At 51.2% G+C, this 24,004-nt stretch carries 25 protein-coding genes and 4 tRNA genes; 13 read left to right on the top strand and 16 right to left on the bottom strand.

The features are described 5' to 3' along the window. Nucleotides 1-175 precede the first annotated feature (175 nt). The 4 genes from MWU62_RS07890 (at nt 176) to MWU62_RS07875 (ending at nt 5,413) form a co-directional block, all read left to right on the top strand. Nucleotides 176-1,090 carry an AraC family transcriptional regulator gene (locus MWU62_RS07890; protein ID WP_247114326.1) on the top strand — a complete coding sequence of 305 codons (915 nt, stop codon included), beginning with the start codon at nt 176-178 and terminating at the stop codon, nt 1,088-1,090. A 93-nt stretch (nt 1,091-1,183) separates the two neighbouring features. Continuing rightward, nucleotides 1,184-3,319 (top strand): TonB-dependent siderophore receptor, encoded by a 2,136-nt coding sequence (locus tag MWU62_RS07885; protein ID WP_247114325.1) that lies wholly within the window; start codon nt 1,184-1,186, stop codon nt 3,317-3,319. Between the two features lie 396 nt (nt 3,320-3,715). Then, nucleotides 3,716-5,068: a HipA domain-containing protein gene (locus tag MWU62_RS07880; protein WP_247114324.1), complete on the top strand. Its 1,353-nt coding sequence runs from the start codon at nt 3,716-3,718 to the stop codon at nt 5,066-5,068. 24 nt (nt 5,069-5,092) lie between these two features. Further along, nucleotides 5,093-5,413 (top strand): helix-turn-helix transcriptional regulator, encoded by a 321-nt coding sequence (locus MWU62_RS07875; RefSeq protein WP_247114323.1) that lies wholly within the window; start codon nt 5,093-5,095, stop codon nt 5,411-5,413. 340 nt (nt 5,414-5,753) lie between these two features. Here MWU62_RS07875 and MWU62_RS07870 read toward each other — a convergent pair whose 3' ends face one another. Then, the gene (locus MWU62_RS07870; RefSeq protein WP_247114322.1) at nt 5,754-6,092 is read right to left on the bottom strand and encodes a hypothetical protein; all 339 of its coding nucleotides are present in this window, start codon (nt 6,090-6,092) and stop codon (nt 5,754-5,756) included. Nucleotides 6,093-6,334: 242 nt separating this feature from the next. On the opposite strand from MWU62_RS07870, the gene MWU62_RS07865 reads away from it, so the two are divergent. Further along, the gene (locus MWU62_RS07865) at nt 6,335-6,541 is read left to right on the top strand and encodes a hypothetical protein (RefSeq protein ID WP_247114321.1); all 207 of its coding nucleotides are present in this window, start codon (nt 6,335-6,337) and stop codon (nt 6,539-6,541) included. Nucleotides 6,542-6,593: 52 nt separating this feature from the next. After that, nucleotides 6,594-7,340: a hypothetical protein gene (locus tag MWU62_RS07860; RefSeq protein ID WP_247114320.1), complete on the top strand. Its 747-nt coding sequence runs from the start codon at nt 6,594-6,596 to the stop codon at nt 7,338-7,340. A gap of 43 nt (nt 7,341-7,383) precedes the next feature. Here MWU62_RS07860 and MWU62_RS07855 read toward each other — a convergent pair whose 3' ends face one another. From MWU62_RS07855 to MWU62_RS07840, 4 genes are all read right to left on the bottom strand, one after another. After that, the gene (locus tag MWU62_RS07855) at nt 7,384-7,608 is read right to left on the bottom strand and encodes a hypothetical protein (protein WP_247114319.1); all 225 of its coding nucleotides are present in this window, start codon (nt 7,606-7,608) and stop codon (nt 7,384-7,386) included. A gap of 27 nt (nt 7,609-7,635) precedes the next feature. Beyond that, on the bottom strand, nt 7,636-7,788 hold the full coding sequence (locus MWU62_RS07850) for a hypothetical protein (protein ID WP_247114318.1): 153 nt from the start codon (nt 7,786-7,788) through the stop codon (nt 7,636-7,638). 114 nt (nt 7,789-7,902) lie between these two features. Next, on the bottom strand, nt 7,903-8,901 hold the full coding sequence (locus MWU62_RS07845; protein ID WP_247114317.1) for a WYL domain-containing protein: 999 nt from the start codon (nt 8,899-8,901) through the stop codon (nt 7,903-7,905). A gap of 11 nt (nt 8,902-8,912) precedes the next feature. Further along, entirely contained in the window at nt 8,913-9,380 is a 468-nt protein-coding gene (locus tag MWU62_RS07840; protein ID WP_247114316.1) for a hypothetical protein, read from the bottom strand. 332 nt (nt 9,381-9,712) lie between these two features. Here MWU62_RS07840 and MWU62_RS07835 point away from each other — a divergent pair, with 332 nt between their 5' ends. Continuing rightward, entirely contained in the window at nt 9,713-10,126 is a 414-nt protein-coding gene (locus tag MWU62_RS07835; RefSeq protein WP_247114315.1) for a pilin, read from the top strand. Between the two features lie 360 nt (nt 10,127-10,486). Further along, nucleotides 10,487-11,635 (top strand): hypothetical protein, encoded by a 1,149-nt coding sequence (locus tag MWU62_RS07830; RefSeq protein ID WP_247114314.1) that lies wholly within the window; start codon nt 10,487-10,489, stop codon nt 11,633-11,635. A gap of 221 nt (nt 11,636-11,856) precedes the next feature. On the opposite strand, the gene MWU62_RS07825 is transcribed toward MWU62_RS07830, so the two are convergent. Continuing rightward, nucleotides 11,857-12,471 (bottom strand): tyrosine-type recombinase/integrase, encoded by a 615-nt coding sequence (locus tag MWU62_RS07825; protein ID WP_247114313.1) that lies wholly within the window; start codon nt 12,469-12,471, stop codon nt 11,857-11,859. A gap of 288 nt (nt 12,472-12,759) precedes the next feature. Here MWU62_RS07825 and zapE point away from each other — a divergent pair, with 288 nt between their 5' ends. Next, the gene (zapE, locus tag MWU62_RS07820) at nt 12,760-14,220 is read left to right on the top strand and encodes a cell division protein ZapE (RefSeq protein WP_247114312.1); all 1,461 of its coding nucleotides are present in this window, start codon (nt 12,760-12,762) and stop codon (nt 14,218-14,220) included. 35 nt (nt 14,221-14,255) lie between these two features. On the opposite strand, the gene umuC is transcribed toward zapE, so the two are convergent. Both umuC and umuD read right to left on the bottom strand, forming a co-directional pair. Beyond that, a complete protein-coding gene (umuC, locus tag MWU62_RS07815) occupies nt 14,256-15,557 on the bottom strand; it encodes a translesion error-prone DNA polymerase V subunit UmuC (protein WP_247114311.1) in 1,302 nt (433 codons plus the stop codon). A 1-nt stretch (nt 15,558) separates the two neighbouring features. Further along, entirely contained in the window at nt 15,559-15,996 is a 438-nt protein-coding gene (gene umuD / locus MWU62_RS07810) for a translesion error-prone DNA polymerase V autoproteolytic subunit (protein ID WP_247114310.1), read from the bottom strand. Nucleotides 15,997-16,124: 128 nt separating this feature from the next. On the opposite strand from umuD, the gene MWU62_RS07805 reads away from it, so the two are divergent. Further along, a complete protein-coding gene (locus MWU62_RS07805) occupies nt 16,125-16,283 on the top strand; it encodes a hypothetical protein (RefSeq protein ID WP_247114309.1) in 159 nt (52 codons plus the stop codon). Nucleotides 16,284-16,301: 18 nt separating this feature from the next. Here the strand turns inward: MWU62_RS07805 and MWU62_RS07800 are convergent, their stop codons facing one another. Then, nucleotides 16,302-16,844, bottom strand: coding sequence for a YqiA/YcfP family alpha/beta fold hydrolase (locus MWU62_RS07800; RefSeq protein ID WP_247114308.1), 543 nt, complete (start codon nt 16,842-16,844; stop codon nt 16,302-16,304). Nucleotides 16,845-17,007: 163 nt separating this feature from the next. On the opposite strand from MWU62_RS07800, the gene MWU62_RS07795 reads away from it, so the two are divergent. Beyond that, nucleotides 17,008-17,322, top strand: a complete 315-nt coding sequence (locus MWU62_RS07795; protein ID WP_247114307.1) for a hypothetical protein — start codon at nt 17,008-17,010, stop codon at nt 17,320-17,322. Nucleotides 17,323-17,558: 236 nt separating this feature from the next. Here MWU62_RS07795 and MWU62_RS07790 read toward each other — a convergent pair. Together MWU62_RS07790 and MWU62_RS07785 are read right to left on the bottom strand one after the other, a co-directional pair. Further along, a tRNA-Met gene (locus tag MWU62_RS07790) sits at nt 17,559-17,635 on the bottom strand. A 91-nt stretch (nt 17,636-17,726) separates the two neighbouring features. Beyond that, nucleotides 17,727-19,064 carry an acetyl-CoA C-acetyltransferase gene (locus MWU62_RS07785; RefSeq protein ID WP_247114306.1) on the bottom strand — a complete coding sequence of 446 codons (1,338 nt, stop codon included), beginning with the start codon at nt 19,062-19,064 and terminating at the stop codon, nt 17,727-17,729. A 230-nt stretch (nt 19,065-19,294) separates the two neighbouring features. Between MWU62_RS07785 and MWU62_RS07780 the strand changes: the two genes are divergently transcribed. Then, nucleotides 19,295-20,701 (top strand): 3-oxoacyl-ACP reductase, encoded by a 1,407-nt coding sequence (locus MWU62_RS07780; RefSeq protein ID WP_247114305.1) that lies wholly within the window; start codon nt 19,295-19,297, stop codon nt 20,699-20,701. A 40-nt stretch (nt 20,702-20,741) separates the two neighbouring features. On the opposite strand, the gene MWU62_RS07775 is transcribed toward MWU62_RS07780, so the two are convergent. The 5 genes from MWU62_RS07775 to MWU62_RS07755 all read right to left on the bottom strand — a co-directional run bounded on the left by MWU62_RS07775 (nt 20,742) and on the right by MWU62_RS07755 (nt 23,116). After that, nucleotides 20,742-20,817, bottom strand: a tRNA-Val gene (locus MWU62_RS07775). Nucleotides 20,818-20,825: 8 nt separating this feature from the next. Further along, nucleotides 20,826-20,902 (bottom strand) — tRNA-Asp (locus MWU62_RS07770). Nucleotides 20,903-20,971: 69 nt separating this feature from the next. Next, nucleotides 20,972-21,047 (bottom strand) — tRNA-Val (locus MWU62_RS07765). A gap of 130 nt (nt 21,048-21,177) precedes the next feature. After that, nucleotides 21,178-21,987 carry a DUF2846 domain-containing protein gene (locus tag MWU62_RS07760; RefSeq protein ID WP_348645635.1) on the bottom strand — a complete coding sequence of 270 codons (810 nt, stop codon included), beginning with the start codon at nt 21,985-21,987 and terminating at the stop codon, nt 21,178-21,180. Between the two features lie 169 nt (nt 21,988-22,156). Further along, complete coding sequence (locus tag MWU62_RS07755) at nt 22,157-23,116, bottom strand: hypothetical protein (protein ID WP_247114303.1); 960 nt, start codon at nt 23,114-23,116, stop codon at nt 22,157-22,159. 310 nt (nt 23,117-23,426) lie between these two features. Here MWU62_RS07755 and purE point away from each other — a divergent pair, with 310 nt between their 5' ends. Then, on the top strand, nt 23,427-23,918 hold the full coding sequence (gene purE, locus MWU62_RS07750; protein ID WP_247114302.1) for a 5-(carboxyamino)imidazole ribonucleotide mutase: 492 nt from the start codon (nt 23,427-23,429) through the stop codon (nt 23,916-23,918). The last annotated feature ends 86 nt before the right edge of the window (nt 23,919-24,004 follow it).

Below are 24,004 nucleotides of genomic sequence, written 5' to 3'. Positions count from 1 at the left end.
TTTCGGGTACACACCTCCCAATGTGGCGAAGTGAAGCTGCTTTGAATGGCCCCAGCTTGCGTATCCAAAAAAACTCCCTCCATCAAAACGATAATTTACTACTACAATTTTTTCCGCAAATGATTATCATTGCCTCCTCATTTACTTAGAACCTCCAGCCAAAGTATGAGGTTAAATGGAGAGCAATCGGCGTATACAGCTACATAAAATTCAACAAGTACTCGACCATGTCCACCTTAATCTGGATAAGCCATTAGCCGTGCCTGCTCTGGCGCAGCGCTGCGGCCTATCCCGCTGGCAATTCAATCGGATATTCACCCACCAAACAGGCCTATCTTTGGGCCGCTACGTGCGAGAACTACGCCTTAGTCAAGCTGCCGAGATGCTGCTGTTTACCAGTCAGCGCATGATCGACATTGCGCTTGCCTGCGGTTTCAGCTGTGATATTAGTTTCAGCCGGAGCTTCAAGCAGCACTTTGGCTGCGCACCTAACAAATACCGCCAGCGCGGACTACCCTGCTTACTGAAAGCGCCAATGTCGTGCCATCCAGACCTGCTTCCCCCAGAGTCATTGCGCTCGCGAGTTCCTGATATTCGCCTTGATTACCGACCTACGTTCACCGTTGCAGGTGTTGCGGCCCAAGTGAACGGCCTATTTTCAAGCGCCCCTGACTTCCATGAGAAACTTCCCCTTTTATGGCAACAGTTTAGCAAAGCCAGCAGCCCAGACTCTGAACACTCCAGAATTGGTGTAATCGACGTTGGCGGAGGCTCCAACGAACCCCTCACCTATCTTGCTGGAACTGAAGCTCTAGAACTGCCAAAAACAGGCGGGCTAAATTGCATCACAGTACCCGGTCAAAATTATGTAGTGATTGCATTTCATGGCCCACTGCTCTCTTTGCCAGATATTCTCAAATGGTTCTTTCAAGCTTGGCTACCAAACTCCGGTTGCGAAGCACTTCACGCCTACGATCTTGAAATATACCCGCCCGGCCTGACACCTTCGGCACCTGAGGTGTCTATGGAATACTGGATACCGGTAAAGCTCTCCAGACCATTGATTTCATGGGATGCACCAAACTGTTAAGTATCGCCCTCACAACCAAATATAATGATAATGATTCGCATTATATTGGCAACAAACAATCCTGCCTGATTCTGAATATTACGGGGCTTAACCATGAAAAAATCTTTGTTGGCTTCCTCAATACTGGCCATTGCGGCGAGTGCTGGTAGCAGTTCAGTCGTTCTTGCAAACGAGGTTATGGAACTGGACGAGTTGGCGGTTTACGGCGACACCTATCGCAGCACCGCCACCAAAACGTCACTGCGCCCGGAAGAAACACCTCAGAGTATATCGATACTGGATCAGCAAACGCTGGACATGCGCGATGCAGACTCTGTCGCAGCCGCACTTCGCTACTCGCCGGGCGTCAACACAGAGCTGCGAGGCGGAGCTGTCGGCCGTCTTGACCTGTTCAGCATTCGTGGATTTATTAATTACCAAAACTATTACGATGGCATGCAACTGCTCTACAACGATTGGAACCTTCAACCGCAAATCGATTTGTTAGCTGTTGAGCAAGTAGAGGTTTTTCGTGGGCCTACCTCAACTCTGTATGGCTCCATGCCGCCAGGAGGCATGGTTAATCTAATCAGCCAAAAACCGACCGCCGGTTCATCCAATACAATTGAATTGGCCACCGGATCGCGCAACTTGAATGAAGCATCGGTTGAAAGTAACGGCCAACTGGGAGACTCGGATCTGTCCTACAGCCTAGTCGGGCTTGCCCGCACCCGAGACGGACAAGCGGCAACTGCGGAAGAAGAACGCTACATGGTAGCGCCCTCCCTAGATTGGCAGATTAGCGATAAAACTCTGGTGAATTTTAACCTGTATTATCAGAAAGACCCTGAGATGGGCATTTACACATCCCTTCCGGCATCCGGTCTTTTTCTACCGAATCAAAATGGTGAGCTGGATACCGATGCGTTCTCTGGTGACTCCAACTGGAATCAGTTTAACAAAGAGGTTCTTCTGGCAGGCTATAAAATTAACCACAACATCAATAACAACTGGAATTTTCTGCAGAATTTTCGCTACACCGATGCCAGCGCGTTTCAAACCAACACTTATGGCACCGGATTGGCCGCTGACGGGCGAACCCTCTCGCGGGAAGCTTATCTGACAGACGAAGCAACCACTGGCTTCACGATTGACAATCAAGTTTCGGGGCGCTTTCAAATCGGCGCTGTCGAACACAATCTGCTGGTCGGGTTTGACTATCTAAGTTTGAAATCAGATGTCATCTATGAGGATACGGCCGGCGGAAGTGGCGCCCCCTCCATTGACCTTTTCAATCCAAATCATCAGCAAATTTCACGCTCAACCATCAACATTACAAACACGCCGTATTCATCTGACTTCACGATTGATAAAAAACAGCTAGGCGTATACTTACAAGATCAGGTCAGAATCGACCGAGTTGTGCTAATCGGCGGCGTACGTTGGGATGATTTCACGGGTACGGAAAACGGAAAGCAGTACGGCACAGCCGTCGATGCAAAACTTGATCAGAACAACATCTCCGCACGTGCTGGAATCATGTACCAAGCCGCAAACGGTCTCTCACCCTACCTCAACTACGCTGAAAGCTTCGAACCACAGACTGGACGGGATCGAAACGGCAATGAATTTGATGTTTCCACCGGCGACCAATGGGAACTGGGCGTAAAGTATCAGTCTCCAGACCAACGCACCCATGCCAATCTGGCGTTTTACCAAGTCACCAAAGATAACGTACCAACCCGTGATCCAGCTGGCGGCCCCTATGACAAGATTCAGGCAGGTGCCGTGCGCTCGCAAGGCGTAGAGCTGGAAACACTGACCCAGCCTTTGGATAACTTGCTACTGACTCTAAGCTACACATTCCAAGACGTAGAGGTCACTAAAGACAACACTGGTTTGGAAGGCAAAACACCGGTTTGGGTTCCCAAACACCTGTTGTCTGGCTGGGCCGACTATAGCTTTGACCAAGGAGCCTTGAATGGCTTAATTGCAGGCATCGGTGCCCGCTATATTGGCGAGGCTGAATACGACGCGAGCACCAACGCAGGCAAGGTTCCTGACGCCACCCTTCTGGACATCGCCCTGCGTTATGACGTGGGCCAGTTAGCACGCACTTTAAAAGGTACAGAGGTTGGTGTGTCTATTAACAACCTCACCAACGAGCGCTACTACAGCTGCTTCGATAGCGCTAACTGTTGGTTTGGAGAGGAAAGAATGGTGGAGGCGTCCGTCGCTTACTCTTTCTAATACCTCTATAGCCGACGCTATATTAGGGCACACTGTGATTAACGTTTTCCACTCTTGGTATTTCGCCAGTGCCCCGCCGCCAATCGCTGGACCTCTCACTCCTGAGTTATGCCGTTAAGTTCGACTCCTTCTCAGCATTCCGGAAGTCAGACGGAATTTCCAATGGTGTCAGGAACACCGAGCAAACAGGCGAAAACACTTCAGGTCATGTTTTTTTATGAGAAGGTCATGGCAAAAAAAGGACTAAATTAGCTCCCCGATTAGGTCATCATGTCCTATATCCTGATGGCCACTCCCTCTCCTTTAGTACCAGAACTATATTGCAAGTATAATTGCAATATTGCTATCGATGTCCAATAATGCTGCAAGTATTCTTGCAATGTATGGTGGCCGCGTATGAGCCTTACCCTCCAAATTCACTGGGACAACCAGTGGCATGATGCCGGCGTGATCGAATTCAGAGACCCTGACCAAGGTCTCAGAGGCAACCCGACATTCTCTTACGACATCGAATACGCTCTGAAAGCTCTGGAGCAAATTGGAGATTTTGACCATCAGGATCTGATCGACCGGACAGCTGTGGGAGTGAATTTGCCCTGCATTTTGGCCGGCGACTACATGAATGGTGAGATTGTCCCGATCCTTAGAGACATCATTCCCCAGGGAGCTGGTCGCCGACACTGGATTAAAAGCCTTGGATATGATCGCGACCCCGAGCATCGAATCGATTACCAGCTCTTGGCTGAGGGTTGTGTCGGTCCAGTCGGTAACATGCGAATAAAAGAGGCGGCGGAAGCGTTCGAGTCTGAAGTTGCAAGGTCAGAGGTTGTCCTATTCGACCGTGAAGAAGTGTGTACCCGGGCCGATAGCCTTATCCAGTATGCGCACAGCCTGCATGTTGCAATTGGTGGCGCAACGGGCGCCGGGGGTGACGCGCCCAAGCTTTTGTTTGTTGAAAACCATTATGGCCGGTATGCGCTTGAGGGAACCATTCCTGACGAAGAGATTGCCCGGCACTGGCTGGTTAAATTTCCGAGGGGAAAGAGGACCAGCGACGATATTTGGGTACTTGAGGGTGAGGCCGCTGTTTACCAGTTCCTTGAGGAGCAGGGCTTTAACTCCATCACCGGGGCTGCTTTCGATGACTTCTACGGCAATGTTGCTCTCTGGTTACCGCGTTTTGACCGAGAAGTTAGGCAAGAAGGCATCTTGCGTCATGGAATAGAGTCTGTTTATTCAATGATGGGCATGATCGGCGACGGTGCTCGCCTGGATCACGTCGACGTGATCCGGAAACTCCAGAACTGTGTGACCAAGCCTGAGGACAAAGATGCTCTGCTCGCGGATTACCTGGTTCGGGATGTTTTGAACACCGCAACAGGTAATCGCGACAACCACGGTCGCAACACGTCACTGATTAAGCGAGGTCATGATATTGAGTTGGCGCCGGCCTATGACATAGCCCCTATGGTGTTGGACCCTGAATCGATCGCGATGTCTACATGGTGGCCACATCACCTGCTGGACCAACGGCGGAATCCAGATTATTCGCTGATTCTGGAGGAGCTTGCTGTTAATCCCAACGCAGCTGCGAGCATCATGGAAGGTGAGCTGCTGAAGTTGATGGACATGAAGGCTGGCTTGAAGCGGTATGGAGCTCCGGACGCAGTGCTGAATCATATTGCGATCAGAATGCATGAGCCGGAATTGGTGCATGATCAGCTGGAACGCTTGTTGTATCCGTGCTGAGTTATAGTGGGGAGTGTATTAAGCATGCCTAAATTGAAACGAACACCGCTAACGCCAAACGAACGGTCACTGATTCGAGAACAGACCTTTGCAGAGCTCGAAGCCGGAAAAATTCACCTGGGTCAGGCCCTTCGTCGGTTTCGCCTGAAGTTCACAGGGTTGAGCCAGAAGCAATTCGGAAGACTTACGGGGTTTTCTGCCACGACTATCTCTGCGATTGAGAGGGACCCAGAGTCGGGCACTGTTCGAACGATCAATAAGATTCTTCGAAAGTTTGGTATGCAACTGACAATGGGGATGATTAATCGAAGCAGTGAAACTCAGCTAGGGGTTCTGCCCCATTAGTGCGGACATTCCTAAAAAGAGGCTGATTTTCTCCAGGGGCAAGTCGTAGTTTATCCGCCTGAGTGTCCGCTTTGCGACCAATTCAAACCTCCGTATCGGTTATAAAGTAGACCGAGCTTCAGCTCGCACGGATACCCCCGGAAATCCGGGACACCTCAAAACTAAGAATAGTCGAGGTGAGATAAGAGCGTTCGGGAGCAACACTGGATTTACCATAACCCCTATTATCAGCAGCCCAGACCCTGAAATTTGGAGCCTGCAAAGGCTGGAGCTGTTCCGAGTACCTGTCTAGATTGAACTAGCAAGCCAGTTGCACCACCAACATGTTTGACCAGAGCATTTACCAACTATTATAAATTCCACCGCCTTTCTGGCCGGAGCGCTTATCCAGATTACGCCTCGGGCTGGCACTCATGCTATCCCGGCGCTGAGCGTCATAGTCGTACTGGTAGCGGATATTGTCACCGGGCCTGTTCAAATCGTACTGGTATTCGGCGCCAGAGTTACTTCTGTAACGATTTTGATCATTAGATGAGCTGCCATAGGAGTTGGAGTTATAGGTTCCGACCTCAGTGCCCAGGCAGTCGCCGTTCACAACGGGACCCACACATCGAGCCTGAGCGGTTCCTGCTATACAAAATATTGAGACAGCTATTGCTGCGATCACTTTATTTTTCATGGAGATACGCCTTAGGATCATGTGGTTACTAACCAATAGTACACTTTCGGCACGGTTCTCATAGAGCTATTGCATTCATTTCACAGTGGTTAACGATTTGATTGAGGAATGTTTATGAGCCATGTAGCTTCCGCATCAGTAACCTTAATGTATGGTCACGGTGCGACACTGCGCGTCGCGTCTGAAGCTATTTGTTAATAGGTGAGTGTTTTGCCTCTGCACCGTCTGTTGAGCATGTGGTTTTGTCAGCCTTTACCCAAGCACCCAATGCGGCAACCGGCAGCATTGAGGATAAGTATCTTTATAGTGTGAAGGTAACCCGCAACGCTTGGAGCAAGATTCACTTTGGCAACCTGGAAGCGCTCGATCCGGTGGCAGCGCTGGCAGCTTTTGATCTGAAACGGGACATGACAAAGACCGGGATTTTTAGAACTGTTGAGCCTTGGTGAGTTGCAACGACTTTTATGTATCTGGCAGGATGCTGAGTAATGAGGGACGACAATGCATGAACTTAGAGCGACCTATTCCAGAATCAAAGATCTCCTCGGTGACAACATTGAGCCTCTCGAATCCGTGGAGTTGGTCGAAGCTTATCGCCGATTTTTTAAGCCTGAAACAGTACGTGTCGTGCTCCTTGCGGAGTCACATGTTTATACCAGCGATTCTGAGAGGCAAATTCCCGTTTTGCCCACTCCCAGTCTTTCTGGCTATCCGGACCAGTACGCCCGGTTTGTGTACTGCTTAGGATACGGTGAAAAAAGTCTGACCAAGTCTGTAAACCATCCGAAGCGTGACGGCACGCCTCAATTCTGGAAAATCTTTTACAGTTGCTGCAACCCCATATCGAGCCCTGACGACTTCCGCCCTATTCTCGGTAAAACTGCACCCGAAGAAAGGTTGCGCAACAAAATAGAAATTTTGAAGCAGATGAAGCGTGAGGGTATCTGGCTTATTGATGCGAGCATCGTAGCCCTATACAAAGATGGCCAGAAAATGCCGCGCATGTTCGATGCGCTGAAAGAATCCTGGCAGTCGTACACACGAGATGTTGTCCTATCCGCAAAACCAGACCACGTTATTTGTATTGGGAAAGGCGTGGCCAGCGTCGTCGAGCCTGATTTGAAAAAACACTTTGCATCAAAGTACACAGTGCTTGCTCAACCAAACGCTTTTCTGTCCTCTGCGGAGCACTTTGCAAACTACCAGACTTACAGCCGGATCTGTGGCATCCAAACCTCTCGAAAGTGACGAAACTGGCGCACTATGGCGACCTACAACTCGTACTGAAGCGTTACTTCCCTTTGAGCAGCATCGAAAAAGCAATAATTGCGTTGGCCGCAACAAACCAGCTTACAAGGGCGACGCCGTAACCAAGCCAGAGCACTCCTTTTGAGATTGAATCTACAACCCGGTTAATTTTCTGTAGCCGCTCTGGCAAGGGTGGAGCGGAAAGAAACGCCTCTCGCAAGCTTCCGATCGGCTTTTGCTGCTTTGTGGAATACGGATCATTTCGCATGGCTAAGCTCCCCAATATTATCCAGAGTTAGTTGACAAAATAACTCATGATTGAACCAGCAAACCCGGTCAGTATTTCGACACCAATCAGGGCGAATGGAATCATCCAATACTCGCCACTCACAACGGCCCTGATCATGATTAAGCCTGTTACAGCGATCGACATTTGAGAAAGAGACATAGTTTATCCGCCTTGGCTAAGTGTTAAGGCTAGAAAATGGCATACGTCCGACAGCTAGTGTCGCTTTAGAAACAATACGCAGAAATGCAGAAAATAAAATGCCTGACAACACGTTCAGGCTTTCCTCGTGCGCTCCAGCGCCGCTGCTAAGGTTGCCTCAATCTCATCTCGCAACCATACCGGCTCTAGAATGTCACAGTGAGCCGCTTGTGCCGACAACCACCAGCGTAGATCTTGGGTATCACCCACCGTTACAGAGATTTCAAAGGTGTCGTTGTCAGTCTCAGTTGTGAGCTGATCAAAGCCCAGTGGCGACTCGATCAGATGGTTCAATGCAGGTTTGTCACAGCGAAGCCTCAGAAATACTGGCTCGTTTGACCTAAGAATTCCCATGGCACCGGAATGGATGTAGAGATCCAGATCAAAGTCTTCCGGGCGTTCTGTAGGCTGCTCGACTAACTCCCCGGTTGTGGCTCGATGCAGTACCAGCTGGCGCACGCCTTCCCTGCCATCAATGGTTGCGATCAGATACACGTTGGGATCCCGAAAAATCAGGCCCAACGGGTGAACGGTAATATCCTGAGGTTCGGGCCAGTTGCGTGCTTGGTACGTCAGCTTGCATTGATACTCGCGCAACAGGGCTTCGGTGACTGTTTCCAGCACATCCGCATCTATGGCAGGGCGACTTCCACTTAACCCCCGGTTAATAACACGCACACGGTTCGGCCATTGTCCTAGCGGGTTACTCTCTCGCGACAAGGTACGGTGTGCTTCATTAAAATGTGGCTTGAGATGGGACAGGGCTCTGGGCGGAAGCATGGGTGTGAGGTAGGCTTTGGCTAACTCAAAGGTCAGTGCTGCAGGCAGATCCAACGCCGGGATGATGTCGATGGTGGCGTCCCGGTCGAATGACCAACCAAAGGGGCGCGAGCTTTCGTCTACCAGCAATGGGAAATCCGCACTCAGCTTCTCCAAATCCCGTTGAATCGACCGCATGGTGACTGAGAAACTCTGCTCTTCGAGACGCTTGGCCAGCTCGGTTGTGGTTATGGTTTTAGGAAAGCGAGGCACCATACGGAGCATAGTGAGATAGCGGACAGCAGTGCTCGACATTATAGGGTTCCTTACCCAATACGAAGACGGGATGATCGACGCTTGATTTGCTTTATCACGAACCAAGCCAGACCACCAACAACAGCACTTACCATACACCAGACATGCAAGGCATCAATGCTGACGATACCATTGAGCGGGCTTGCCGTGCTGAATGGCGACAATGGCAAGACGTCTGAGTGCATAATGCTGTCTATGAATATGTGGCTGTAGGTTCCAATCAACCCACTTGCAAAGGATACTCGCCAGCTAATTGGTAGGTATTCCGGTGCACGAATAAAACGCAAACCAAACTCACCAAGATGCTTGCCAGTGAGGCCACCAAATAGCCCTATCAGGGTTGCACCCAGTAGCGTATGAGAAAAGCCGTGCAACTCACCTTTGTTGGTGAGCATGACAACGAGAGGCTGAATATCGATAACGATTTGCGACCAGCCAAAAACCATGAGTGAAAAGCTATTCTGCAACGTAGCTTTCACAACTATGCCTGGGCCCATATGTAATGGTGTAAAGGGCATTTTTCACCTTAAGGCTTTGAATTAATAGAATGAATGGATCACTTTGAATTAAGAGGTAGAGGTAGGCGGGCCGTTGCAGGCACCCTTATTTGCAATACTGGCCAAAGTGAAGAGTATCATGGTACACCAGCACTTGATCCAAACGCGACGATACCAGATTTTTAGATTCCTACGAGCGGTGCTGCACTCAAGGCTTGCATTCAGGGCTGAGCGGCTGAAAGTTCTGAATTTATTGCAGAGTGAGTGACAAAACAGTGGTCCAAGGTCAGGGTAAAAGGAACGTATTTAACATCATGATGAAGCTAATAAAAACTCTGTTGATTATTGGTTTCATCGCAGCCTTTTCAGTGCTTTATTCCACTCACAACAATTTCTACCAAGGAGTTCGGGCACAAGAGTCCTTCAGGTACGCAAAAAAGATGGCTGCGGCAATTTCAAGTTACTACGCGATCCATACAGCGTATCCCGCTAATGTCAGCGAGCTTGTTCTGGACAAGAAAAACGGGAAATACGTCGGCAAGACGACTCTTAACAGTCAAAACGGTGTAATAAAAATACAGCTGGCCGGGGAAACCTCCAACGAAGGGGTACTAATTTTTTCGCCAAAAGTGACCTATGATTCAGAAATATCATACACCTGCCGCCCCCTTAATGTTCCCTCAAAATACATCCCGGAAGAATGCCCAGAACAGGGATCTACGCAGTGACACTGCCCTCACACCCATTGGTATCTTAAAACAACCACTCAACCGCGGATCCGGTGGGGGCATCCAGTAGAGGTTATGTCCAAGCCGTCCCCAACCAACAGACACACGCTTTCGGTAGTTCTGGCTTTGGCTATCGGCCATGGCGCTATGAGAATCGCGCACGTAACGAGCGAGAGTAATGACAGGTGTGGTCGCAAAGCGAACGGTCAGAGCGATCACAAAAGGACCTTTTACACCACCCAAAACAGCGCTTTCCACGGGCCTCATTTACGTAGCTAACTATGGTATAAAGATCGCTAAAACGCCCAGCACATTTATGAGAGCACAATTATGGATTGGAATCCCTTAACGCGTAGAAGCATGGCCGCGATTGTTTCTACCGTCCTGATCGCCACCGGCTGCAGTGATGAGCCTGCCTCAACCGCAGCCATCGAACCGGCTCCAGAACCCACCTCGGAAGTCCAAAGCTCATCGGCGCCCACCGCACTCGATCAGCCCGTGGCCGGCCAGATCCGCGACAGTCAATTCATCGCGGAACAAGCGATCCTCGCTCACGGAACATTGGAGCTTCGGCAAGGCTCGGAATTCTTCGCCGATCTTGCAGCGGAAATCGTGCTCTTCGATGAAAACCCGGCCGAGAAAACATATACGGTGCCAACTGATGGCACGGGCATCACTCCTCACCTGCGGCTCAATAAAAAGCTGGAGGACCAGAGCACACCTGACCAACAAACCCTAATGAGTGACTACCAGTTAAAGCTGGTGTTTGGTGAATCTGAAGCGTTGGGTGTTCCGTTCACCATTGAGCTGACTGCAGCAAAGAATCAGGCGGAGCTGCAAGGCTCAGGCTTTGCCACGTTCGGAGATATCAAGGTAAGCAATGGCAAGCTGAACCGCCGCTACGAAAGCTTGGACACACTTAATTTATTAGCAAGGCAGTATGCCGCGGAAAGCTACCCTGATGTCACTGTTGAGAAGACTTTTGGTACAACACTGCATACCTCTGGAAATGCTAACCCGTCGACTGCATTTGTGGGTCTTGAAGGGCGAGCTTCTGATGACCACGTTATAATTCTTAAGCTTCAATTGCTCATGGAGCAAAATGGCTGGGAAGTCGTCAACGAACTCGCTGCCAATCAGATTCATCCAGCTCATCCGGTATTAAGAAGTTTAAAAGGGAATCTCCGTACCGTTGAAGGCGCTAAAGCTGCGCATGTCGCAGGGCAGCGTTTCGAAAGCGATCTGCAACAGCAGTTGCTGGTCAGCGATACGCGAGGCACATCGATTCGATGTTACCTGACCAAGACGGCTGACAAGGCAAGTTGCCGAGCTGCTGCCAATGTAGAAACCAGTGATGGCCGTGATTGCCAGAGGCAAAACTATCTTCTCACAAACCAGGGGGCTGAATGGGTGTACGAGTCGGACTTGTCGCCCACTCAGAGCGTGGACTATAAATCTGGGAAGGTGATCGAGGGGCGGGGCCCATCCGAGTATAGCTGCAGCGCCTGACTAAATCCGGCCTGTTGATTCTTCGATTAGACAGTTATCAGATTGCCATCCTTTTGCTAAGAGTCATAGGTTAGCAGAGGTGCAATGCGCTCGTTTATGCCCTGACTCGCGTGCTCGCTTTTGTTTACGACTGGAGAAACCTGATCGAAACCCGAAGGTAATCATCGACCGGATCTGGCAACGTCTGCAACATCCAGCGACCAAGGAGCCAAGTTACGCATTTAGATCTCAATACTCTCGGCTATCTCCAGAGCATCCTCGACTTCGACGCCAAGATATCGCACGGTGCTCGACATATTCGTGTGTCCCAATAGCAACTGTACAGCTCGAAGATTTTTGGTCTTCTTGTAGATCAGTGTAGCTTTGCTACGTCTCATCGAATGAGTTGCGTAGACCGAAGGATCAAGTCCAATACTGGTTATCCACTTTTTGACGAGACGGGCATATTGATGAGTGGTGATGTGGTCAAACTTTCTTATCCGACTCGGCCACAAATAATCCATACCTGAGAGTCCGCGAAGTTCGATCCATGCTTCGACCGATTCGCGCGTCTTTTTCGTTATCTCAAATTGAACAGGTTGACTGGTTTTTTGCTGAATGACTTGAGCCCGATCCAGAACCTCTCCGTTTCTGGAAATATCTCGAACCGAGAGTTTTACCAGATCGCAGGACCGGAGTTTGCAATCAATTGCCATGTTGAACATCGCCAGCTCTCGGATATTCTTAGCAATCTCTAACCGAATGCGAATAGCACATATTTGTTCGAGTTTAAGCGGTAGTTTCTGGCCAACGAGCTTTCCCTTGTTCCAGGGAGCTTTGCTGATAGGAAATGTCATGATGTGGCCCTCTTCGGAGGGTAAGGGTCTTTAAGTATGGCTCAGAAAATTGTTTCCTGTTGGCCAACCTGGTCGCAAAGCGAACATTCAAGCGGCTGGAGCAATGCTCTCCCCCCGCTGTATTAAGCCTCTTTCTTAGGAGTGTTCGCAGCGACAGGGCAGAACCCGGGGCTTGCCGAATAGAGGAGGTGTGTCAGGGTTAATTTGATACACATACAGAAATCTAGCGTACCAAACCACCATGTTAATAAACTCATCAGTTCCATGATGAAGACTGTGGTGAAGAATATGACAGCACAACATCGCGTCGCTTGGCGGTCCTTCCCGACAGGCCCCGTGACAGCAGCGTATAAACGCATGGTGGATGCGGGGGAGGTGCGACGAGATGACGCGCAGGTCGCTTTGGCGGCAAAATTCGATGCCCTGCACGGTTCTCTTACCTCGCTCCCACCTGTATCAGTACGCAGCGACGAACCGACAGAGAGCAGCTTTAAAAACAGCAGTCCAATGTTACGGTTACTGGCGCAATCCTGGGCACACGCTCAGTCTTTTCTTCGAAAGAAGTTCCATTTGTGGTCTTTTGGTCCACCACCGCGAGGCATGTACATTCATGGACCGGTCGGGGTCGGCAAGAGCTTTCTAATGGATCTCTTTTACGCGTCGGTTTCTGTTCCTGATGATAATGCTTGCTGTACTAATGACAGCCGCAAACACATAAACATAACCAAACGCCGCGTCCACTTTCACGAATTCATGCTAGGCGTCCATCATCGAATCTTTGTCTACAAACAGGAACACCCACAAGATGATGCGATGCCCATCATCGCGCAACAATTGGCACAAGAAGCCCAACTCCTCTGTTTCGATGAATTTCAAGTGACAGACGTTGCCGATGCCTTGATTTTGAAGCGACTGTTTTCATTATTGTTGGATTTGAATGTGGTGGTCGTGGCTACCTCGAATCGCTCTCCCGATGCCTTGTATGAGGGAGGCATTAACCGCTCCCTCTTTTTGCCATTCATAGACATGCTAAAACACACATTCGACATTATTTCCATGGAGGATTCCAGCAAGGATTATCGACGTGAAAATCGAGCGGATGGTCAATCCTATTTTTGGTCAAACAAGAAAGTTCATAGTGATAATAATAGTAAAAACAACGTGCAGGCGCAGTTGGAAAAAATATTTGGTAGCACTGCATCTGGAACTGAGGCTGAGATCATTCCCGTCCTCTTTGGTCGCACCGTCCAGGTGACCCGAGTGAATGACCGGTGCGCCTGGTTTGACTTTTCCGAGTTGTGCTACCAACCGCTCGGGGCGGCCGATTATATTTCTCTCTGCCGCCGATTTCCGGTCATCATCATGGAACGCGTCCCCCAACTGGATACCAATCACCTCAACGAAGCACGACGATTCGTGACCCTCATTGACGCGTGTTATGAATCTCGCACCCGCTTGGTGCTGGCGGCACAAGTCCCGCTCGACGAGTTGTTTGTTGATTTTGAAGCGCAAGTCGAAAGCAGCGACGGAGATGAAGAATTGATTGTCAATGAAAAGGGAGGAAACTCAAGTTCCTTTGCGACCACCATGATTCGCACCAAAGAGGGAGGATATTATGAGTGGTCGGCGACGGGTCGAATTGGCGTGTCGCTGGCACAATTATCGTCTGCCAATGATCTCGCCTTTTCCTTTCGACGCGCCGCTTCTCGGTTGGTTGAAATGGGAGGAAATGAATGGGGACGGCAATGACTAAAGGTCGCAGTGCGAACGTTCGCTTTTGTTTATTACCGAACCTTTGGCAAGTCATCCCAACAGGTCATATACGCTGGCGACAAATGACCCCGCCGCATCGCATAAGCTGCAGGCCCGGCCTCTCTAGCCATGTAGACCGTCGCTCTCGACTTCCGGTTAATGGCGTCCATCACCGCCATCAAGCGTTCCGATCTACCATTATCTGGCGCCTGCTCAAGAGCGGCCTGGAAGAGATCTTCTTGAACACCCGTTTCTTCCACCAATTCACCCAACATGACGCCTGCCTTGGCGTAATCAAATCCTTCGCGGTACATCGGTCGAAGCAGGTTCAAGGCCTGCTGAACAATAACCCGAGAGTCCTGGCTAGGCTGAATGAGCTTCACACTGGCGCTGCGTGAATACTGTGGTGCGGTCGTTTTGAAAGGGTTGGTTCGGATGAATACCATAAGTTCCCCAGTATATTGCTGTCCTTTCCGAAGCTTCTCAGTCGCACGTGTTGCAAAGTGCGCAACGGCTTCCTCAAGGTCGCTCAGTTTCTGAAGGGGCTGCCCAAACGATCGAGAGCACATGATTTGCTTCTTAGGGGCCGACACATCCTCCCATGGCACACAGGGCATGCCATTGAGCTCTTCGGCTGTACGCTCAAGCACGACAGAGAACCGCTTTCTGAGCGTCGCCAGATGGGTATCGGCTAACTGTAATGCCGTGACAATGTCCATATCCTGAAGTCTGGCACCGAGTTTTCGCCCGACACCCCAAACGTCCTCGACCGGTACCCGAGTCATCAACCGCCGTTGCCGAGCTGGGTCTGTCAGATCCACTACGCCTCCGGTCGCCGGATATTTCTTGGCGGCATGGTTGGCGAGCTTCGCCAGTGTTCGCGTGGGGGCAATACCCACACAGACGGGCAAGCCGACGTTCTGATACACGGTGTCTTTGACTGCTCGGCCAAAGTCCTCAAAGGACACTACCCGGTCAATACCGGTGAGATCCAGAAAGGCCTCATCAATGGAATAGACATCCACTCGTGGGGCCAAGGCTTCGAGTGTAGTCATAACCCGCCGGCTCATGTCGCCATAGAGGGTGTAGTTGGATGAGAACACCTGAATGCCGTACCGGTGAATTTCCGATTTGATGTGATGGACCGGCACGCCCATCGTTATCCCCAGTGCCTTGGACTCTTTCGAGCGGGCAACCACGCAACCGTCATTGTTGGATAGCACGACCACAGGCGTATTGCGCAGATCCGGACGGAACAGCTTCTCGCAGGAGGCGTAAAAGTTATTGCAGTCCACCAGCGCGAATACGGACTGAACTCGGCCAACCGATGCCACTTTACCCTCCCCGCTTGAGCGAACGGATCACGTTGGTGACCACCCCGAATACTTCCATCACCATGTCACCCTCAACCACAATGGGCTGGAAAGCAGCATTTCGCGGCAGAAGACGCACTGGTGGCGGAGTGATGTGTAATTGCTTCACCGTCATCTCGCTTTCAAGGCTGGCAATGATAATGTCTCCGTGCCCAGCCCTCAGTGACCTATCCACCACCAGAACATCGTCAGGATAGATGCCCGCCTCAACCATGGACTCTCCCTGAACCCGCACAAAGAACGTGGCAGCCGGGTGCTGAATACACAGCTCGTTCAGGTCGATGGTTTTCTCAACGTAGTCTTCCGCAGGCGATGGGAAACCAGCAGAAACACGCTCCAGAAACATCGGGATGTTCAGGCGTGAGATAGATTCGTAGTCACCTAGCAAAATGCAGGACATGCTTTACACCGAATACTGTTTGAATATACAGTATTTTGGCGAGACAATATCAACAGGTCAACTCATCATTGGGCACAATGCCCTATACTTGGACTAATGCAGCTGCCAGGAAGGCGGGAGGAGTCTGTATGAAATGCGTGGTACTGATGTTTGTTGGTGGCTTGGTGGGAGGCCTCATCGGGCCCGTGTCGGCGTTGGTCGGTGGAGTGACCGGTTATCTGGTTGGTCAAGCCCTGACGCACCCGGCTGCCGTGAAACCGAATGAAAAACCGTCAACTTGCCGTTAAGCTCAGCACCCACTGGCTTTAATCCTTCACATGCCCCCGAATCAGCTTCAACGCTTCTTCCATGTGCTCAAACCGGTGGCTGCCGCCTTCAAAGCTATGGACCGGAAAATAATCCCCAAGCGCTCTTACGGTATCATTCCAGGGAAGCAGTTCATCCCCCTGATCTAGCAGCACGAGCCCGCTGCCATAGTGGGTGAAAGGATAGTAGCCAGAAACCACTTCAGCCGTCAGTTGATAGGCTTGCCCCTGATGATCCACACCTTGCCCTATCCACGGCTTGAGAGTGTGAGCCGGATCCGTCACCGGATTGATGGCGACAAACGGAATGCCGGTTTCGGCTCCCAAAATCCCCGCCAACCATCCCCCCATTGAGGTCCCAACCAGAAGATCCGGGTTTACTTGCATCAGCTTGTCCAGGCTATCTTCAATGACGTCTTCCGAGCCCTGGGCGTAGTCGATGTCGTGACCATACACGGGGCCAAGTCTTGCGAGCGTTTTGAGTTTATCGCTGGTGATATCGAAGCGGCTAGCGAAGCCGTGGAGGTAGTAGGTTTTCGGCATATCCTTCGCTCTGGACGTTATATTTTTCCTGACCTTAGCACCGTTGGCGGGCAAATGCCTTCGTCCTATTTGAAGTGCTGTCCTTACGCCCCGACAGACAAAGAAAAGGGGTGTAGCCGCACCGTGCCACACCCCTCGCTTGTACTGTCCATCTGTCTCATCCATGAGCCTCAATCGATGGCCGCCAATACACGTTGTTTCCGAGCCGTCCAAAACCGATTGGCTGACGCTTTCGGTAGGCCTTCCGCTGATTGTCAGCCATGGCACTCTGGGCATCGGCGTCTCGAACATAGCGGGCAAGCGTCATGGCAGGGCTGGCACCATAGCGTGCGCCGGGCGATGCACAGGTCCAAATATGCCTGAGTGCAAGAGCCGCATCAGGGTCTCTCTTATCGAGATAAGCCAGGCCGTAGGCACAGGCCTCCAGAGTCAAGTCGGCGTGGTCAGCGATTTACTGGAATATCAGGAAGACGAGTAGGTAACAAAGCGAGGTGGCGCCAACAATTCCAAGGAGGGGTTTGCTGTGGCTGAGTTAAAAACTAAAAGGCTTATGAGCGTGACGCTGACAGACTTACGGTCGTTCTTGCCCGAGCGCACAATTTGCGCGTCACAAGGTTTGGCACATATATGTCACATATACGTCACAGAGATTTTCCGAAACCCCAAATGCAAAAAAGGCAGACCAGTAAGTTACTGATCTGCCTTTCTTTTATATGGTAGCGGGGGCAGGATTCGAACCTACGACCTTCGGGTTATGAGCCCGACGAGCTACCAGACTGCTCCACCCCGCATCAAACTGGTTGGTGGTCTCTCGATCACCGTGGCGCGCATACTACGGCGCTTTAGCCAATCTGTCAAAGCCTATTCGGGCTTTCGTGTAATTTATCGCTCCAAAATAGCCGTTATGCCTTGGCCGCCAGCGGCACAGATTGAAATCAGGCCTTTGCCACTTCCCTTTTCCTCCAGAAGCTTGGCGAGTGTAGCTACGATTCGCCCGCCGGTGGCAGCAAATGGATGACCTGTGGCTAAGCTGCTGCCTTTAACATTCAGTTTGGCGCGGTCAATGCTACCCAGCGGTTTATCCAAGCCCAGCTTATCTTTACAGAATGCCGGATCTTCCCAAGCTTTGAGTGTTGCAAGAACCTGAGACGCAAACGCCTCGTGAATTTCATAGAAATCTAGATCCTGCAGGCTAAGGCCTGCTTTCTCCAGAACCCGCGGCACAGCGTAAGCCGGAGCCATCAACAGGCCTTCTTTTTTATCAACAAAATCCACAGCCGCCACTTCCGAGAAGGTCAGCCACGCCTTTACTTCCAAATTATTGGCTTTTGCCCACTCTTCACTCGCCAGAAGCACACAAGAAGCACCGTCGGTCAGCGCAGTGCTGTTAGCAGCGGTCATGGTACCGTTTTCACGATCAAAAACCGGCTTCAAAGTTGCCAGTTTTTCCAGCGTGGTGTCCGGGCGCAATATGTTGTCTTTTTCAAGACCAGCCAGCGGCGTCATCAAATCGTTAAAGAAGCCTTCTTCATACGCCTTCATCAACTTCTGATGGCTTTCCCACGCTAGTAAGTCCTGCTCTTCGCGGGGGATCGCCCACTCTTTGGCGGTTACCTGAGCATGCTCACCCATGGACATTCCGGTGCGGGGCTCACCGTTTTGAGGTACTTCTGGCTTTAGGTGGGAAGGGCGAAAACGGCTGAGAATTTTGAGCCTGTCACTCGTTGTTTTGGCACGGTTCAAATCTAGAAGGATTTCCCGTAAACCTTCACCTACGCCAATAGGAGCATCCGAAGTGGTATCCGTCCCACCGGCAATACCACACTCAATCTGGCCGAGAGCAATTTTGTTGGCTACCAGAATGGCCGCTTCCAGCCCTGTGCCGCAGGCTTGCTGAATATCATAGGCTGGCGTTTCTGGTGCTAGCCCGCAGCTCAGCGCAGCTTCACGAGTCAGATTGAAATCGCGGGAGTGCTTAATCACAGCTCCGGCAACCACTTCACCAAGACGTTTATCCTGCAGGTTGTAACGATCTACAAGCCCACGCAAAGCCGATGTCAGAAGTTCCTGATTACCAATCTTGCTATAAGCTGTGTTCGAGCGCGCAAAGGGAATTCGGTTGCCACCGAGAATGGCTACGCGACGAACTCCGCTAGCCTTTTCTTCTGTGGCTTTAGGGGCTGGGGATTTCTTTTGGTTGGACTTCTGAGCCTGTGCCATGATGATATCCTTTCTCTATTGGGTTCCAGAGTACGAGGGCTTGAAGGTGCAGCCTCCACACGCTTGCACTCGGGTAAGCAGTTTATGAATGCAGTCTAGCGCCCACAGCCGCCATCTCATTGGCATGCCTGACAATGCCTTATAAGCGTTGAGTCAATCACATAGCTGATGGATTCATTACTCTGTAATCTTTGATACTCCACTCATCATACCAACACAAGGACGAAGCCATGTCAGACATCTATCTCAAACTCGTCAATACACCCGTGGGCAAAACCGCGGCTCAAACGCTTGGACTACCCTCACCGGCGCCCCTCAAGCGTCTCAAGCGCGCAGATCAACCGTTTATTGAAGGCGATGTACTGGTCGGCGCAGGCAATGGCGGCAAAGCTATAGCGGTGGTTGGCGGTGTTCTTGGTGCCAGCGCTGCAACACTGCACCATGCCAGCGGCAAGGCAACACTTGAAGATTCTTCAAAAGCGGGCAACAAAGCAAAGGCATTGGATTTAGCGGCAGCTTCCGAAACCAAATTTTCGGCTTTGGTGTTTGACGCCACCGGCCTAAAAGGCCCAGACGATCTTCGCGCGCTTTATGACTTCTTTCACCCCACCATCAAGAAGCTTGGTGCTAACGCCCGAGTTGTGGTTATTGGCCAGGACCCCGGGACCTGCCGCAAAGCACCACAAGCCGCAGCGCAACAAGCTTTGGAAGGTTTTACTCGGAGCCTAGGTAAAGAAGTGGGTAAAAAAGGTGCCACGGCCAACCTACTTTGGATAGCACCGAACGCCGAGAAGCAGCTGGAATCCAGCCTTCGCTTTTTCCTGTCTGCCCGGTCCGCGTATGTTTCTGGCCAAGTTGTGCGCATTGGCAAAACCACTGACGCACCCACCACAAACCCGGTTGCCCCGCTCACTGGGAAAGTTGCATTGGTCACAGGCGCCTCGCGGGGTATCGGTGCCTCCATTGCCGAAACCTTGTCTCGCGATGGCGCTACGGTTATCGGATTGGACATCGAGCCCGCAATGGAAGACTTGGAAAAAGTAATCGGTGCAATCAAAGGCAAAGCTTTGGCCTGTGACATTACCGCTGCAGATGCTCCGGCAAAAATTGCAGATTTTGTCGAAAAGCATTTTGGCGGGGTGGATCTGATTATTCACAACGCAGGCATTACCCGGGACAAAACTCTGGGCAACATGCCGGAGCATTTCTGGGATATGACCATTGCCGTTAACCTAACTGCGGAAGAGCACATTAACGACGAGCTTATGAGCCGGGAACTGCTACGTGAAGGTGGACGGATAGTCTGCATTTCGTCTATCAGCGGCATTGCCGGAAACTTCGGGCAAACCAACTACTCCGCTGCAAAGTCTGGCGTGATCGGCTATGTAGAAGCCATGGCAAAGCAGGTAAAGAATGGCATTACCATCAACGCCGTAGCCCCGGGCTTTATTGAGACCCAAATGACTGCGGCCATGCCCATGACCTTGCGCGAAGCCGGTCGACGTATGAACAGCTTGTCGCAGGGCGGTCTGCCCGTAGATGTTGCAGAAACCATTGCTTGGTATTGCAGCCCCGCTTCAGGCGGCGTTAACGGGAACGTTGTAAGAGTGTGCGGTCAATCGCTGATCGGGAAGTAAAAAAAAGGGCAAGTCCATCGGACTTGCCCTTTTTAAAATCTGGTGGGTGGTACTGGGATCGAACCAGTGACCCTCGCCTTGTAAGGGCGATGCTCTCCCAGCTGAGCTAACCACCCAGAAAGAGTGGCGGAGCGGACGGGACTCGAACCCGCGACCCCCGGCGTGACAGGCCGGTATTCTAACCAACTGAACTACCGCTCCGCATTGATTCGGCATTAAGCCTGAATCGCGCACCAAACTCAAGAGCCTGATGCTAGCCTTAGGAAGAAGTGGTGGGTGGTACTGGGATCGAACCAGTGACCCTCGCCTTGTAAGGGCGATGCTCTCCCAGCTGAGCTAACCACCCACTTCATAACCTTCCAAAGGCACTCACTTGAAAACGCTGATGTTGCCTGCAAACAGGCTTCATTGCTCAACCAAGTGAGAGGCGCATTTTAAGCATTTGTTCGGCGGTGTCAAATCTTTTTCGGGAAACTCTAAAAAAACCACCATCCACTCGACTCTGCCGCTTCACGACGTTCACGCTCCAGCTCTAACTGAGCATAGTCTTGCTCCAGCTTCTCAATCTTTTGATCCGCCTCAAGTGGAGCCGACGGACCGCCACCAAATGGCCAGTACCAAGACGAAGGCTCATATTTCCCTTCGCGCTCCAAGCGCTCCAACTCTAGCTCACGCTCTTCTTCTAGTAGTGCCATTTGCCGTTCGTAATCGGCATCTTCATTGGCTTCTACAATCGAAACCGCGGCATGGTTCGGTGCCAACAAGTCACTGTTCAGGAAGCGTGTTGAAACAATCTCCTGCTGCTGCATAGCGTATTCTCTGGTAACCAGCTGCAGGTCACCCTGCGCCAGAGGGTGTTCGGGATCGAGGTCAGGATGCGCCTGTGTAGGCTCAGAAAGCTCGTTGTAGCGTAGATAGTAAATCCCGCCCTGCTCAACCTCTAACGTGGCGTCTGCAATCTGGCTAAGACTGAACGAGTTCAACCCTTCCAACCCTAGTAGCGGCCTGCGCATGGCAATATGACGTTCGCCTGGGCTCACTACCAGCCATGTAAAGCTATCATTGCGGATATTAAAATAATGGGAGTCATCGATGTAGACGCTAGGGGCTTCAATTTCATCAGCGGCCCACTCAGAGTCCGTGCGATAGAAGTACAGCACTGCGTGTTCGCGATCCCACTTATCGTTATCAATATGCACGAAATCGTGGCCGGAAACCGGGTGCAGGAACGACCCGGTACTTTTGCCAATAGACTGGTAAATCGTGCACCCAGACGCCGACAGCATGGCCGCAATTAACAACGCACGAAAGCAAAATGAGCTCAGCTTAAAAGGCTCAAAAAAAGACACAGGGGTTTTCATTTTATTAACTCTTCATCCTTTGGTGAGTAGCTTGATCATAGCAACTGCCACGCGCTATAAATGAGAGCTACCGCAAGGGATGAATAACAAACCGTTACTGCACTGACATCTGGTTACGAAGCTGGTTAACCTCTTCTGATAACCGCACAAGTCGCGAGGTAAATTGGGCGCGAGACGAATCGATGGCCTGAACATCTTTCTTCAAGGCCGCAAGCTCATTTTCAAGCTGCTTATTACCGTCACCCCCAGCAACCTTTTTCTCCAAGGCTGACAAACGCCCCTCAATCCCCTTGATGCCAAGCTTCTGCTCTTGCTCAAACCGCCTCACCCGGCGCTCAACCACCTGATCCACATCCGCCAACTGCTTGCCTAAAGTAGTCAGCTTCTCCGTCGCCTGACGGTTTGCACTCTCCAACGCCGCAATCGACGTATTCGTCTGCTTTTCAAGTGCCGCCAAATCCGCACTCAAAGACGCCTGCACGTTTTCAACCGCAGATCCCACGTCTGCCAACGCCTTCTCACCTTCCGCAATGCCCGCTTCTAAAGCAGAAATTCTCTCTTGCTGATCATTAAGTCGCTTCTTATTTCGCTCATTCGCGACCACCCAAAGCTTGCGAATCTCACTATCCGCCTCATCCAGCTGTTTTTTCTGGGAATCCAACTGTTCGGTCAACGAAGCACCACGCTCTTCCAAACTCTCCCCCGTCTCGGAAAGATCCCCCTCAAAGCGCGCCAACGCCAACTTACTCTGACGCGCCCAATAATCCGCCTCCTCCAGCTGCGCTTCCAGCACCTGAATCCGTTGATTCTGGGAATACCAACCCGCTAATGAAGCCACGGCCACAGCAATAACCAACAACCACAAAACAGCCAAACCCGACCGACCGCTACCACCTCCGTTGCCCCCACCCTTGGCGGATTTCGATGGTCTGGACTTCCCCCCGGCTCCCTCGGCGGACGATTTCAGTTTCTTCTGAGCTGGCGCCTTATGCTCTGGCGCACCAATAGGCCGCTCGGCTCTCAGTTCATCGTCATCTGGACGGATGGGTTCCATTACAGCTCCTGAATATGGACGGTTAAATTAACTGGTACTGATAATACATGCACTTACAAATGGGTTGAAATGAAGAAAGAAAAAGGTGTTGATTCTACGTTCCCACGCCAGGGACCAGGGTACGGTAGGGGCTTCTTTTTCAGGAATGTCGTAGGCCATGGATGGCCGAAGACAAGCGCACAGGGAAGTGCTTGTAGCGGTTCCTGAAAAAGAAGCCCCTACCGTGCCATGCACCCAAACACCTTCCTTGCATGGTAGATAGCCAAAACATACAATGTCCGGCTTTCCAATTATCACAGGACAGTTGCGTATGCAGCCGCTTGTAGGACTTATCATGGGCTCCAAATCCGACTGGCCCACCATGGAACACGCCGCCAACATGCTCGAAAAACTCGGCGTTGCCTATGAAACCAAAGTCGTCTCTGCCCACCGCACCCCGGACCTACTTTTCGACTACGCGAAAACAGCCTCCGACCGCGGCCTAAAAGTGATTATTGCAGGCGCAGGCGGTGCAGCTCACCTACCCGGCATGGTCGCCTCACAAACATCATTGCCAGTTCTGGGTGTGCCCGTACAGTCCAAAGCCTTGAGCGGCCTTGATTCATTGCTTTCCATTGTTCAAATGCCCGGCGGCATTGCCGTAGGCACACTGGCCATCGGCAACGCTGGAGCAACAAATGCAGGCCTGTTAGCTGCGCAAATTATTGGCACTTTCGATGAAGGTGTTCGAAAAGCAGTAGATGAATTCCGAACGACACAGACCCAAACAATTCTGGACAATCCTGACCCGAAAAAGCAGTGAATCTACTGACCAGTCCCGATTGCGCGGCAGGGGCGAGGCTTTACAAAACTGTGCGGAGCCATGGATGGCGGAGCCAAGCGTACACG

This window comes from Marinobacter sp. S6332, assembly GCF_023016045.1.
In the GTDB taxonomy this organism is placed as follows: Bacteria; Pseudomonadota; Gammaproteobacteria; order Pseudomonadales; family Oleiphilaceae; genus Marinobacter.
Note: the sequence above shows the minus strand (reverse complement) of the source record. Positions and strands in the feature narration are given on the sequence as shown.